The organism is Tardiphaga sp. 42S5 (assembly GCF_034044155.1).
GTDB classification, from domain to species: Bacteria; Pseudomonadota; Alphaproteobacteria; order Rhizobiales; family Xanthobacteraceae; genus Tardiphaga; species Tardiphaga robiniae.
The window spans coordinates 4,612,802-4,626,071 of record NZ_CP139027.1 but is presented as its reverse complement, the minus strand read 5'-3'; the positions used below and the strand labels follow the sequence as shown (position 1 = coordinate 4,626,071).

The 13,270-nt window shown below is 61.7% G+C and carries 12 protein-coding genes; 3 read left to right on the top strand and 9 right to left on the bottom strand.

What is annotated here, in order from left to right:
- Positions 1–58 precede the first annotated feature (58 nt).
- Together SFY93_RS21625 and SFY93_RS21620 are read left to right on the top strand one after the other, a co-directional pair.
- Positions 59–424 carry a response regulator gene (locus SFY93_RS21625; RefSeq protein WP_068732379.1) on the top strand — a complete coding sequence of 122 codons (366 nt, stop codon included), beginning with the start codon at positions 59–61 and terminating at the stop codon, positions 422–424.
- Positions 425–434: 10 nt separating this feature from the next.
- Entirely contained in the window at positions 435–1,808 is a 1,374-nt protein-coding gene (locus tag SFY93_RS21620; protein ID WP_320444551.1) for a PleD family two-component system response regulator, read from the top strand.
- A 7-nt stretch (positions 1,809–1,815) separates the two neighbouring features.
- On the opposite strand, the gene SFY93_RS21615 is transcribed toward SFY93_RS21620, so the two are convergent.
- From SFY93_RS21615 to SFY93_RS21600, 4 genes are all read right to left on the bottom strand, one after another.
- Positions 1,816–2,589, bottom strand: a complete 774-nt coding sequence (locus SFY93_RS21615) for a hypothetical protein (protein ID WP_320444550.1) — start codon at positions 2,587–2,589, stop codon at positions 1,816–1,818.
- Between the two features lie 260 nt (positions 2,590–2,849).
- Complete coding sequence (gene rpmG, locus SFY93_RS21610) at positions 2,850–3,017, bottom strand: 50S ribosomal protein L33 (RefSeq protein WP_068732385.1); 168 nt, start codon at positions 3,015–3,017, stop codon at positions 2,850–2,852.
- A gap of 126 nt (positions 3,018–3,143) precedes the next feature.
- Positions 3,144–4,469 (bottom strand): LLM class flavin-dependent oxidoreductase, encoded by a 1,326-nt coding sequence (locus SFY93_RS21605; protein WP_320444549.1) that lies wholly within the window; start codon positions 4,467–4,469, stop codon positions 3,144–3,146.
- Positions 4,470–4,662: 193 nt separating this feature from the next.
- Complete coding sequence (locus tag SFY93_RS21600; protein ID WP_320444548.1) at positions 4,663–5,595, bottom strand: LysR family transcriptional regulator; 933 nt, start codon at positions 5,593–5,595, stop codon at positions 4,663–4,665.
- A gap of 117 nt (positions 5,596–5,712) precedes the next feature.
- Between SFY93_RS21600 and SFY93_RS21595 the strand changes: the two genes are divergently transcribed.
- Complete coding sequence (locus SFY93_RS21595; protein ID WP_320444547.1) at positions 5,713–6,450, top strand: SDR family oxidoreductase; 738 nt, start codon at positions 5,713–5,715, stop codon at positions 6,448–6,450.
- Between the two features lie 51 nt (positions 6,451–6,501).
- Here the strand turns inward: SFY93_RS21595 and SFY93_RS21590 are convergent, their stop codons facing one another.
- From SFY93_RS21590 to topA, 5 genes are all read right to left on the bottom strand, one after another.
- On the bottom strand, positions 6,502–6,729 hold the full coding sequence (locus SFY93_RS21590; RefSeq protein WP_089263755.1) for a hypothetical protein: 228 nt from the start codon (positions 6,727–6,729) through the stop codon (positions 6,502–6,504).
- Between the two features lie 116 nt (positions 6,730–6,845).
- Positions 6,846–7,583, bottom strand: a complete 738-nt coding sequence (locus SFY93_RS21585; protein WP_089263756.1) for an NUDIX hydrolase — start codon at positions 7,581–7,583, stop codon at positions 6,846–6,848.
- 54 nt (positions 7,584–7,637) lie between these two features.
- Positions 7,638–8,060, bottom strand: coding sequence for a DUF983 domain-containing protein (locus tag SFY93_RS21580; protein WP_089263757.1), 423 nt, complete (start codon positions 8,058–8,060; stop codon positions 7,638–7,640).
- A 4-nt stretch (positions 8,061–8,064) separates the two neighbouring features.
- Positions 8,065–10,461 carry a ribonuclease R gene (rnr, locus tag SFY93_RS21575; RefSeq protein WP_320444546.1) on the bottom strand — a complete coding sequence of 799 codons (2,397 nt, stop codon included), beginning with the start codon at positions 10,459–10,461 and terminating at the stop codon, positions 8,065–8,067.
- 11 nt (positions 10,462–10,472) lie between these two features.
- Positions 10,473–13,217: a type I DNA topoisomerase gene (topA, locus tag SFY93_RS21570; RefSeq protein ID WP_320444545.1), complete on the bottom strand. Its 2,745-nt coding sequence runs from the start codon at positions 13,215–13,217 to the stop codon at positions 10,473–10,475.
- Positions 13,218–13,270: the final 53 nt, after the last annotated feature.

Here is a 13,270-nt window from a genome sequence, read left to right as displayed (position 1 = left end):
CGCAGGGCAATCATGCTCCGCGAAACAAGAACGCTCGGGTTCTGGATTGGAGGGCGGGATGGCAAAAACCGTCCTGATCGTGGAGGACAACGAGCTCAACATGAAGCTCTTCCGTGACCTGCTGGAAGCCCATGGCTATCAGACTGTCGGCACGAGCAATGGTTATGAAGCGCTCGATCTTGTCCGCTCGCTCCGCCCCGATCTCATCCTCATGGATATTCAGCTACCGCAGGTCTCCGGTCTCGAAGTAACCGGATGGATCAAGAAGGATCCTGCGATCAGCATGATCCCCGTCGTCGCCGTCACAGCCTTCGCCATGAAGGGCGACGAAGAACGTATCCGCGAAGGCGGCTGCGAAGCCTATTTGTCAAAGCCCATTTCGGTCGGAAAATTTATCGAAACCGTGCGTCGGTTCATCGGTTAGGGAGTTCCCTATGTCAGCGCGTATTCTTGTCGTCGATGACATCCCCGCCAACGTGAAGCTTCTGGAAGCCCGTCTCTCGGCGGAATACTTCGACGTCATCACCGCGTCCAACGGCACACAGGCGCTGGAAATCTGCGCGCGTTCCGAATGCGACCTGATCCTGCTCGACGTCATGATGCCCGACATGGACGGCTTCGAAGTCTGTCGTCGCCTGAAAGCCAATCCGAAGACGCATTTCATTCCGGTGGTGATGGTCACCGCGCTGGATTCGCCGTCGGATCGCGTGCGCGGCCTCGAAGCCGGCGCCGATGACTTCCTCACCAAGCCCGTCGCCGATGCCGTGCTGGTGGCCCGCGTACGCTCGCTGACACGTCTGAAGATGATGACCGACGAACTGCGCATGCGCGCCATCACCTCGCTGGAAATCGGCGTGCAGGCGCCCGAGCGCAGCGCCGTGTCTGATCTGGGGGTGGGCGGACGCATCCTGCTGGTCGACGATCGTCCGTCATCCTATGAGCGGCTGGCGCCGGTGCTGTCGGCCGAACACACCGTCGACGTCGAACCCAATCCGACCGAGGCGCTGTTTCATGCCGCCGAGGGCAATTACGATCTGCTCATTGTCTCGCTGAGCCTCGAGAATTACGACGGATTGCGGCTGTGCAGCCAGGCGCGGTCGCTGGAGCGCACACGGCAGCTTCCGATTCTCGCGATTGCCGATGCCGACAACAATCCGCGGCTGCTGCGCGGTCTCGAGATCGGCGTCAACGACTATCTGATGCGTCCGGTCGACAAGAACGAGCTGCTGGCCCGCGCGCGCACGCAGGTCCGCCGTCGCCGTTATACCGATCATCTGCGCGACAACGTTCAGCACTCCATCGAAGCCGCGATCACAGACGGTCTGACCGGACTGCATAACCGCCGTTACATGGAAAGCCATCTGGAAACGCTGGCAGAGCAGGCGGCCACCCGCGGCAAGCCGCTGGCGCTGATGATGCTCGACATCGACTTCTTCAAGTCGATCAATGACAATCATGGCCATGATTGCGGTGACGACGTGCTGCGCGAATTCGCCGTGCGCATTCGCAAGTCGATCCGTGGCATCGATCTGGCCTGTCGCTACGGCGGCGAGGAATTCGTCATCGTCATGCCGGAAACCGACATGCATGTGGCCAGTATGGTGGCCGAGCGTCTGCGTCGTTCGATCGCCGGCGAACCGTTCTCCATCGACAAGGGCAACAAGCGCATCGAGGTCACGATCTCGATCGGGTTGTCGACGCTGGAGAAGAAGGGCGAGCCCGTCGCCAACGTGCTCAAGCGCGCCGACGTGGCGCTGTACCGCGCCAAGCACGACGGCCGCAACCGCGTGGTTGCGGCGGCCGCTTAAGCCACGATCAAAGACGCGTTCGCGCCGACGGTTGCGACCATCGTGACGGCGGCGAGATGGGGCGTGATCCCGTATCGAAGGTCTGCGTGACCTGCCGGGCCGCGCAGTAAGCCGGGCGCGTCATGCGTGCGCGCAGATAGGCGTCGGCTTCTTTCGTCGGCAATTCCTTATCGATCACAAGTTTGTCGAGCGCGCAGGCGAGGGCATCCGCGCCAGGCTTGGTGCCTGTAGCATCGTAGGTCCAACCGGAGAGGAACACAGCTCTGGTATCGAAGCGCGAGCTGAAGGCGAGGCACTGTTTCCAGCGGCCATCGGTCTCGACGCGCGTTTCGACGGCATGGACAGGGCCGTAGCGCGTTTCCAGATCGAAGTGCGTGGAGAGCGTCTGGAAGCGCATGTTGCGCAAAAGCTTTGTTTCGCGCGGTTCGAAAGTCGGCCGCGTCTGGAGGCCGCCTGGGGGTGGGAATGCGATCGCCACGGTGAGATCGATCCCGCGATGATCCAGTGCCCCGTATTGCATGACCTCAACACGGCCAAGCAGTCCGCTGGTGATGATGTCGGAGCTGACGGGTAACCGTGTGAAGCTGCCGTCAGTGATCCTGAAAGCTGGCTTGTCCTGGACCACCTGGACGCGATTGCCCCAGAGCCAGATCACCCCGAAGGCGATGAACCCGAACACAATCATTCCGAAAAAATAGAATGCGTAGCGGACGAAAACGCCCGCCAGAGACACCGCAGACGTGAACTGGCCAGCCGTCGTGTCTGAATCGCGGAAAGACAAGAGGTGCTCCCGATGCAAATCAATTGCGTCGAATGATACCGATTTGTCGCACGAAATGACGTGAATACCGTTTCAATCGCAGGCTCCATGCCCGCCATAGTTGTGGCAGGGTAAACGCAGTGCTGCGCAGATCGCTAACATTGAAACGATTGGGCTGAGCTTCTCACTTAACCTCGCCCCACGCTTTGCGGGGAGAGGCTCAAAAGAAAACGGGACCCGAAGGGCCCCGTTCAAAATCCGTCAGCAGCTGTGTTCAGCGCTTACTTGATCTTGGCTTCCTTGAATTCAACGTGCTTGCGCGCGACCGGGTCGTACTTCTTCTTGACCATCTTGTCGGTCATGGTGCGCGAATTCTTCTTGGCGGTGTAGTAGAAGCCGGTGTCCGCGGTGGAAACGAGCTTGACCTTGATGGTGACCGCTTTGGCCATGGCAGAACCTCTGAATGTCGGGAATCGGGTGACAGCCAGAGAACTGGCCGTGTTGGGGCGCAACCTAGCCCCGAACGCCCCAAAGTCAAGGTTTTCCGGGGCGGTAAATCCGGGGATTTGCTGGTCTTAGCCCGGAAAGAAGCGGTTTTCGGGCCGTGGCAGCCCCAAATTCTCGCGGAGCGTCCGGCCTTCATACTCCGTGCGGAAGATCCCGCGCTTTTGCAGTTCCGGGATTACCCGGTCGACAAAGTCATTCAAGCCCTCCGGCAGGTAGGGGAACATGATGTTGAAACCGTCGGACGCCTCGGTTTCCAGCCATTCCTGCATCTCGTCGGCAATGGTCTGGGGCGTGCCGACGAAGGCCGAGCCGCCATAGCCGCCGAGGCGCTGGGCGAGCTGGCGCACGGTCAGGTTCTCGCTCCGGGCGAGGGCGATGACGCGTTCCCGGCCGCTCTTGGAGGCGTTGGTCTCCGGGATGTCGGGCAGCGGGCCATCGGGGTCGAAAATGGATGCATCGGTGCCGAGATTGATCGAGAGCGAGGCGATGGCGTTGGCGTAATGCACCTTGCTGTCGAGCAGCGCGCGTTTCTCCCTGGCTTCCTCGACGCTGTCGCCGACCACCACGAAGGCGCCGGGCAGGATCTTGAGGTGATCGCGGTGTCGGCCGAGCGCGGCCATGCGGCCCTTGATATCGGCATAGAGCTTTCGGGCATCGCCGATCGGACCACCGCCGGTGAACACGGCTTCTGCGGTTTCGGCGGCAAGCTGCTTGCCGTCTTCGGATGCGCCGGCCTGCACGATCACTGGCCAGCCCTGGACGGGCCGGGCGATATTCAGCGGGCCGCGGACCGAGAGATGTGGGCCCTTGTGATCGAGCACATGCATCTTGTCGGGGTCCATGAAGATGCCGCTCTCGACGTCGCGGATGAAGGCGTCATCAGCGAAGGAATCCCACAGGCCGGTGACGACGTCGTAGAACTCGCGCGCGCGCTTGTAGCGCTCGGCATGCTCCATGTGATCGTCCAGGCCAAAGTTCAGCGCGGCATCGGGATTCGATGTGGTGACGATATTCCAGCCGGCGCGTCCGCCCGAGATGTGATCGAGCGACGCAAAGCGGCGGGCGACGTGATAGGGCGCGTCAAAGGTGGTGGAGCCGGTGGCGACGAGGCCGATATTGTCGGTGACGGCGGCCAGCGCCGACAGCAGCGTGAAGGGCTCGAACGATGTCACCGTGTGGCTGCGCTTCAGCGCCTCGACCGGCATGTTCAGCACTGCGAGATGATCGGCCATGAAGAAGGCGTCGAACTTGCCGGCCTCGAGCTTGCGGATCATCTGTTTGAGGAAGGGAAAGTTGAAGTTGGCATCAGGCTGAGCGCCGGGATAGCGCCATGCGCCGGTATGGATGCTGATCGGGCGCATGAAGGCCCCGAGCTTCAACTGACGCTTCGCCATCTGGAATTCCCCGTGATGCTGGTCGGGAACAGATAGGGACGCCGACGCGCGCAGGTAGATGCTGCTCACGAGAAGATTATTGCGATTTGTGGATTATCTGCAGAACCTCATCCTGAGGAGCGGCGTCTTCGCCGCGTCTCGAAGGATGGAGGCCGGCGCTCATGGTTCGAGACGGCGCTGAAGTAGCGCCTCCTCACCATGAGGACGGAGCTCGCACCCGCTTCGGATTCAGCGTCGGGTCCATCGCAAATTGCGTTTCCAGGTAGTCGATCATGGCGCGGGTCTTCTGCGGCACGAAGCGGCGCGAGGGATAGACCGCGCTGATCGGCACCGGTTTCGGTTCGAAGGCTTCGAGCAACACAATGAGACGACCGGTCTCGATCTCATCCCTGAAATGCCAGATCGGCACAAACCCGATACCGAGGCCGGACATCACGGCTTCGCGAATGCCTTCCGAACTCTGGGTTCGCACCGGCCCCGTGGCTTCGATAGCGATCGGGCCGTCCGGACTTTCGAAGCGCCAGGTCACGCCGCCGGTGAAGCGCGTATAGGGGATGCAATCATGCCCGATGAGATCGTTCGGATGCGTAGGCAGCGTCTTGCCGCGCAGATAGGACGGCGACGCCACGAGGATGCGGCGTGTCACGCCGATCTTCCTGGCGATCAGGTTCGGGTCGGTCACGACGCCGGAGCGGATCGCGAGATCGATGCCGTCCTCGACCAGATCGCTGAAGCCGTCACTCATCACGAGGTCGACACTGACATCGGGGTAGCGCGCCAGAAAGCCCTTGAGATGCGGGATCACCCGCAGTCGTCCGAACACCACCGGGAGGGCCAGTTGCAACGTGCCTGATGGTCTGGCCCGGCGGCGTCCCACGGCGCCCTCGGCCTCCGCAACGGCTTCTAGCGCCAGTTTGGCGCGCTCGTAGAAACTGCGGCCGTCATCGGTGAGCGTCAGCTTGCGCGTGGTGCGGGTGAACAATCGGGTGCCGAGATGATCTTCCAGCGTTGCCACCTGGCGGCTGACGGTCGGCTGGCTGGAATTCTGCTCCTCAGCCACACGGGTGAATGAGCCCGCTTCGACGACGCGGATGAAAGCCTGGAAAAGGGCGACTGTATCGGTCATTCATCCAGAATACGGATAAATAATATCCGAACAAGCCCATAACCGCCAGTGAGCGAATGGACGATGTTCTCCATGTCGGACGGCGATGGCGCCGCCCCAGATCAAATGGAGAGCATCATGACCCGCAAACTCGAAGGCAAAATCGCAGTCGTCACCGGTGGCAGCGCCGGCATCGGTCTGGCCGCCGCGCAGCGTTTTATCGACGAAGGCGCCACCGTGTTCATCACCGGCCGCCGCCAGGCCGAACTCGATGCCGCCGTGAAGCAGCTCGGACCGAAGGCCGTCGGCGTGCAGGCGGACGCTGCCAAGCTCGCCGATCTCGCGCATCTGTTCGATACGGTGAAGGCTGCCAAGGGCAAGATCGACGTGCTGTTCGCCAATGCCGGCGGCTATGAATTTAGCGCGTTCGGCCAGATCACCGAAGACGTCTATGACAAGATGTTCGACATCAATGTGAAGGGCGTTTTGTTCACGGTGCAGCAGGCACTGCCGCTGCTCTCCGACGGCGCCTCGGTGGTTCTCACCGGCTCGGTGTCGGGATCGAAGGGCATGGAGTCCTTTAGCGTCTACAACGCGACCAAAGCCGCGATCCGTTCCTTTGCGCGCAGCTGGACCGCCGATCTCAAGGCACGCCGGATCCGCGTCAATGTCGTCAGCCCCGGGCCGATCCAGACGCCTGGCCTGGACGTCTTCGCCAATGATGACGTGAAGGGCTTCCTCAAGACGCTGGTGCCACTCGGTCGTCTCGGCACCGCGGACGAAGTCGCGAAGGCGGTTCTCTTCCTGGCATCGGACGATTCCAGCTTCGTCGCCGGCACAGAATTGTTCGTCGACGGTGGCCTCGCTCAGATCTGACGATGGGTCTGGCAGAGCAGGAAGGCGCCGCGGATGCGGCGTCTTCTCGTGTCAGAAACTGTGCATGTGCGCGCTGGCGCGATACTCGCTCGCCATCAGCTCTTCGTTTTCAGCAACCTGAATCCACGAGATGGCGAGTTGTAGCAATGCACGAACTTTGCGTGGGTCAGCTTCCACGCTGGCGCGCTGGCTCAGTGCCGACGCCTTGCGACGATATTCCAGTGACGCGCGCGTAAATGTCGAAGACTCGACCTGCGGCGTCCAATTCATCTGTCCCATAACTGGGAATTCCTGTGAGCAAGCAACGGTAGCTTACCGCGCCACACCAGTTATCCCACTACGGAAGCAGTTAGAATTAGAATAGGTCGAAAAGCGAGACCTCTTACTTGATTAACTCAGCTTTCGCCGGGCAGCATATCGAGTTGCATCTTGCCGCTGTACCAATGGAAGAAGGGCAGTGGCGCGTCGTGACGCAACGGGCCGGTGGCGAGACGCTGCTGCAATTGATTGAGGACGTTCTTTGTCATTGCGTGCGCGTCGGCAAGATGCGCGGAGCCGAGTTCGACCCAGACCAGTTCCACCAGTTCGGCATCCGCGTGCACGACGCCCTCGACGCGATGCGCAATCGACGATGCGTCAGCTGTGAAGAAACGCGTATCGAAGCGCTTGATACGGCCGGGTGGTGTAATGGCGCGCGCAATCAGAAACAGGCCCGAGGGATCGGGCAGGAGACCTGCATCGCTAAAAGCTTCCCATACGCCCGGGAGCTTCCTGGTCGCGCCATCAACCTTGCGGCCGAGGCAGAGGCCGGTTTCTTCGCAGGCTTCGCGGATGGCAGCGACAGCAAGCGAACGCGCGCGCGACGGCGGCGTCTTCGGGCTGCCCTTCATCAGGTTGGCTTCAAGCTCCGGCGGCAAAGGTGCAGCCACCGGAATCTTGTTGTCGGTGGTGTCGACACTGCCGCCGGGGAACACGAACTTGCCGGGCATGAATACGACCTTGTCGTGACGCTTACCCACAAGCACTTTGGGAATCGGGCCAGAGCGATCGACCAGCATCAGGGTCGCAGCGTCGCGCGGACGCTTATAGGGATGGTGGTCGGCTTCCTTGCCGATCTCGACTGCGTCGCTCATTCCGTCTCCTGAAATTCTTCTTATTACGTGCTATTCAAGGGGACGGAGAACGTATCAGTCAGCCGGGCCGTCGCCAAATCCGTGCATACGGAATGCCCACTGCAATCCCACCACGGCGCCCTTGACCGGTTGCAGCAGCAACAGCGACGCGATCAGCGTGATCGGCAGGTAGATCGCAAGTTGCAGCGCGACCGATGGCGAGTAGTTGGTCTCGATCCACAATGCGATCGGCACGACGATGTGACCGACGATGACGATCACGAGATAGGCGGGAAGATCATCGGCGCGGTGTGCAGAGAAATCCTGTCCGCACTTGTCGCAGTGATCTGCAGTTTTCAGGAAGGCGCGAAACATCTTGCCTTCGCCGCAGTTCGGGCAACGGCAGGCGAAGCCGCGCTTCATCGCGGTCCACACATTGCGTTTGGCGGAGGAATCCAGCGTCGCGCTCCAGATCTTCGGTGTGGTCAATGTCATCATGACGTTACCCCTTTTTCGGCTTGCCGGGGTTACCACCGGCGCGAGCCTTGTCAGCTTTGGCCGCCTGCCGCGCATTGCGACCGGGCTTGGCCTTCTTGGGCGCCTTGAGCTTCTTCGACGATTTGAACTTCGTCGCACCAGAAGGCTTGGCACCCGGATGACGCGGCCGGTCTGCAGCGTCATTGCTGCGGGCATGTTCGCGTCGGCGGTTCCGTGGGGCGGTATTGCCCTCGGAGAGCATTTCGAACCGCAAGGCACCTGCAACGGGGGCTGCCTCGACCAGACGGACATCGACGACGTCGCCCAACCGGTGCATGGCACCACTGCGTGTACCGACGAGGGCGTGGCGAGCTTCGTCATAGTTGAAGTATTCGGTGCCCAACGTGCGGATCGGGATCAGGCCATCGGCGCCGGTCTCGGTCAATCGGACAAAGAGTCCAGCCCTGGTGACGCCGGAGATCCTGCCCCGGAAGGTGGCGCCGATCTTGTCGGCCAGAAAATGCGCAATCAGCCGGTCGGACGTCTCGCGCTCGGCCTTCATGGCCCGGCGTTCGGTGGCCGAAATCTGCGCCGAGATTTCGCTCAGCGTTTCCACGGTTTCGGTCTCGGGTAGCGCGCCTTCGCCGAGCCCGAGCGCACGGATCAGTGCGCGATGCACGATCAGATCTGCGTATCGCCTGATAGGTGAGGTAAAATGCGCGTAGCGGCGCAGGTTCAGACCGAAATGTCCGTAATTCTCGGCGGCATATTCCGCCTGGGCTTGCGAGCGCAAAACCACTTCATTCACCAGCGGTTCGGAATCCTGACCTTTGACCTGTGACAGCACCCGGTTGAATACCGATGGCCGCAACGCGCCAGCTTTGGCGAACGGCATGTCGAGGGTCTTGAGGAATTCCTCCAGGTTGTGAACCTTCTCCACCGAAGGCTCATCATGTACCCGATAGATAAGCGGCAGAGCCTTCTTTTCAAGCGTTTCGGCTGCGGCGACGTTGGCCAGAATCATGAACTCTTCGATGAGCTTATGGGCGTCGAGACGTTCCGGTACGATGACGCGATCGACGGTACCGTCCTTCTTGAGCAGTATCTTGCGCTCGGGGATATCGAGGTCGAGCGGATCGCGTTCGTCGCGTGCGAGCTTCACTTGCGCATAGGCCGCATAGAGCGGCTTCAGGATCGGTCCGAGCAGCGGGCCGGTAGTATCGTCGGGATGGCCATCGATGGCGGCCTGCGCCTGTGCGTAATTCAGCTTGGCCGCCGAACGCATCAGGATGCGATGGAACGTATGTGACTTCTTGCGGCCATCGACTGATATCACCATGCGTACGGCGAGGGCGCCGCGCGGTTCGCCCGGCACCAGCGAACACAGGTCGTTGGAGATGCGCTCGGGCAGCATCGGCACGACGCGGTCGGGGAAGTAGACCGAGTTGCCTCGGATCAGCGCATCGCGGTCGAGGGCTGAGCCGGGACGCACATAGAAAGCGACATCGGCGATGGCGACGCTGACAATGTATCCGCCTGCATTGTTCGGATCGGAATCGAGTTCGGCATAGACGGCGTCGTCATGATCCTTGGCGTCCGGCGGATCGATGGTGACCAGCGGCACGTCACGCCAGTCTTCGCGTCCTTGCAATGTCGCAGGCTGCGCGGCTTCCGCTTCCTTCAGCGCATCGCGGGAGAACGCCTGCGGAATATCGTGGGAATGGATCGCGATCAGGCTGACCGCTTTCTCGGAGGAGAGTGAACCGAGCCGTTCCTTCACCTTGCCGGAGCCGAGGCCATAGCCACGGGTGCGAATGAGATCAACGCTGACGAGATCGCCGTCCTCGGCGCCGTTGGCATCGGATGCCGCGATGTTGAGTTCGCGCCCGGCCTGCTTCTTGTCGACCGGGATCAATCGTCCGCCGCCATTCGGTAGCGCGCGATAGATGCCGAGCAGGCGCGTGCGGGCACCTTCGAGCACCCGCACGACGCGGCCCTGATAGCTGGCTAACTCGCCATCGTTCTCGATCTTCTCGATACGCAACAATGCGCGGTCACCAACACCGGCGGCGGTGCCGGGCAGGGGACGGCGCGGCGTGTGAATGCGAATTTTTGGTACGACGCCGTCTGCCTCGTCCCATTCGACAGGCGTGGCGATCAACTCGCCATCGGCATCCCTGGAGGTGATGTCGACCAGCACTGTCGGCGGCAGCGCTGCGGGCTCGCGCACGCTGCGGCCTTTCTTGGCGATGGCGCCTTCGTCGGCGAGTTCGCGCAGCATGCGCTTGAGCTCGACACGGGCGGCGTTCTTCAGTCCGAATTCACGCGCGATCTCGCGGGTGCCGATCTTGCCGGGATACGCGCGAACGAACGCGACGATGGCATCCCTGGTTGGAAAGCTGCTGTCACGTTTCTTGTTCACAATTGTCCGTTCTAGCCAGCGCTCTTCTTCGCGACCGTTTTCGCGGCCTTCTTCTTGGCAGACGATGTCTTCGCCTTCACCGGCGCGCGCGCCTTGCTGGCGGCAGCCGTTTCAGCCTTGGGTTTAGCTGCGGCTTTCTTCGCAACGGCCTTCTTGGCCGCCGGCTTCTTCTCGGCCGCGTCGGCCTTCTTGGCGACAGCCTTCTTCGCCGGTGCTTTCTTGACGCCGCGCTTCGGCTTGATGCCGCCCTTGGCCACGCGCTCGTCGATCAGCGCGATGGCCTCTTCGAGCGTGATCGTCTCCTGCGTCTTGTCGCTCGGGATCGTCGCATTGACGCCGCCCGCGGTGACATAGGCGCCATAGCGTCCACCCTTCACGGCAACGCCGCCGAGGGTCGGATGGTCGCCGAGCGGCTTGCCGGGATCGGCGCCGAAGCGGCGGCCTGATGGGCCCTTGGCGATTTTCTCGGCGATCAGCGTGACCGCGCGATTGAGGCCGATGTCGAACACCTCGTCGCCGGCTTCCAGGCTGGCATAGGTTTTCTCATGCTTCACGAACGGTCCGAAACGGCCGAGGCCTGCGGTGATCGGCTCACCGGTTTCCGGATGCTTGCCGATCTCGCGCGGCAGCGACAGGAGCTTGAGTGCCAGATCGAGTTCGATATCGCTGGGCGACGTGTTCTTCGGAATGCCGGCACGCTTCGGCTTCTCGCCTTCTTCGTAATCCTTGGCGTCGCCAAGCTGGATATAGGGCCCGAAACGTCCGGCCTTCACCGCGACTTCGAGACCTGACACCGGATCGGGGCCGAGCACGCGATCGGCGTTGGCACCGCTATCGGCGGCGAGCGGACGCGTGTAGCGGCATTCCGGATAATTCGTGCAGCCGACGAAGGCGCCGAACTTGCCGGCCTTCAGATTGAGACGACCGGTGCCGCAGGTCGGGCACTGGCGCGGATCGCCGCCATCCTCGCGCGGCGCGTAGATGTGTGGGCCGAGCATCTCGTCGAGCGCGTCGAGCACCTGCGCCACGCGCAGATCCTTGATCTCGTTCACGGCGCCGATGAAGTCGGTCCAGAAATCCTTGAGCACCTGCTGCCAGGAGATCTCGTTGTTGGAGATCCTGTCGAGATTCTCTTCCAGCGCCGCGGTGAAATCGTATTCCACATACTTGGCGAAGAAGTTTTCGAGGAAGGCGACGACGACGCGGCCCTTGTCCTCGCCGTACAGACGCTTCTTCTCGAGCCGAACGTAGCCGCGATCCTTCAGCACCTGCAGGATCGATGCATAGGTCGAGGGACGGCCGATGCCGAGCTCTTCCATGCGCTTGACCAGCGATGCTTCCGAGAAGCGCGGTGGCGGTTCGGTGAAATGCTGGGTGACCGCGAGGTTCTCTTTCTTCAGCGCTTCACCTTCGCTCATAGCGGGCAGGCGGCGTGAATCTTCATCCTCGGCGTCGTCGTCCTTGCCTTCCTGATAGACGGCAAGGAAACCATCGAACTTCACGACCTGACCGGTGGCGCGCAATTCGAGCAGGCGCGATCCTGCCTTGGCAGCGATATCGACGGTGGTGCGCTCCATCTCGGCGGATTCCATCTGGCTGGCGATGGTGCGCATCCAGATCAATTCATAAAGCCGCGACTGATCGCTATCGAGACGGCCGCGCAGGCTCGCCGGGCGACGCGACATATCGGTCGGACGGATCGCTTCGTGCGCTTCCTGCGCGTTCTTGGCCTTGCTCGTATATTGACGCGCGGCGTCCGGCACATATTGCTTGCCGTAGTCTTCGCCGATGACAGAGCGGGCCTGCGTGATGGCGGAGGGGTCGATCTGCACGCCGTCGGTTCGCATATAGGTGATGAGACCGGTGGTCTCGCCGCCGATGTCAATGCCTTCATACAGACGCTGCGCGATGCGCATGGTGTGCGCCGGCGCGAAGCCGAGCTTGCGGCTGGCTTCCTGCTGCAGCGTGGAGGTCGTGAACGGCGCCTGCGGATTGCGGCGTGCCGGTTTTGCATCGACGGTGGAGACGGTGAAGTTGGCGGCTTCGATGGCCTTCTTGAAGTCCTCGGCTTCCGCACCGGTGCCGATATCGAGACGCTGGATTTTCTTGCCGTCAGCGCCGACCAGGCGGGCTTCGAAACTCTCGCCGCGCGGCGTCGCCAGCGTGGTTACCAGCGACCAGTATTCGCGCGGGATGAACTTCTCGATTTCCTGCTCGCGGTCGCAGACCAGGCGCAGCGCGACCGATTGCACGCGGCCGGCGGAGCGGGCGCCGGGCAGCTTGCGCCACAGCACAGGAGAAAGCGTAAAGCCCACCAGATAATCGAGTGCACGGCGCGCCATATAGGCGTCGACCAGTGCGCCATCGATCTCGCGCGGGTTCTTCATCGCGTCGGTAACGGCCTGCTTGGTGATCGCGTTGAACACCACGCGTTCGATTTTCTGGTCCTTCAGCGCGCGCTTCTGCTTGAGGACTTCGAGCACATGCCAGGAGATGGCCTCACCTTCGCGATCAGGGTCGGTCGCGAGGATGAGCTTGTCGGCGCCTTTGACGGCCTTGGCGATGTCGTTCAGTCGGCTGGCGGCCTTGGGGTCGATCTCCCAGATCATCTGGAAGTTGGCGTCGGGATCGACCGATCCGTTCTTGGCGGGAAGGTCGCGGACATGGCCGAACGACGCCAGGACCTCATAGTCCTTGCCCAGATACTTGTTGATCGTCTTGGCCTTTGAAGGCGACTCGACAATGACGAGATTCATATGATTCCAATAACTTACAGGGGGAATCCGGCTTGGGTCTGCGAGAGTCGCGC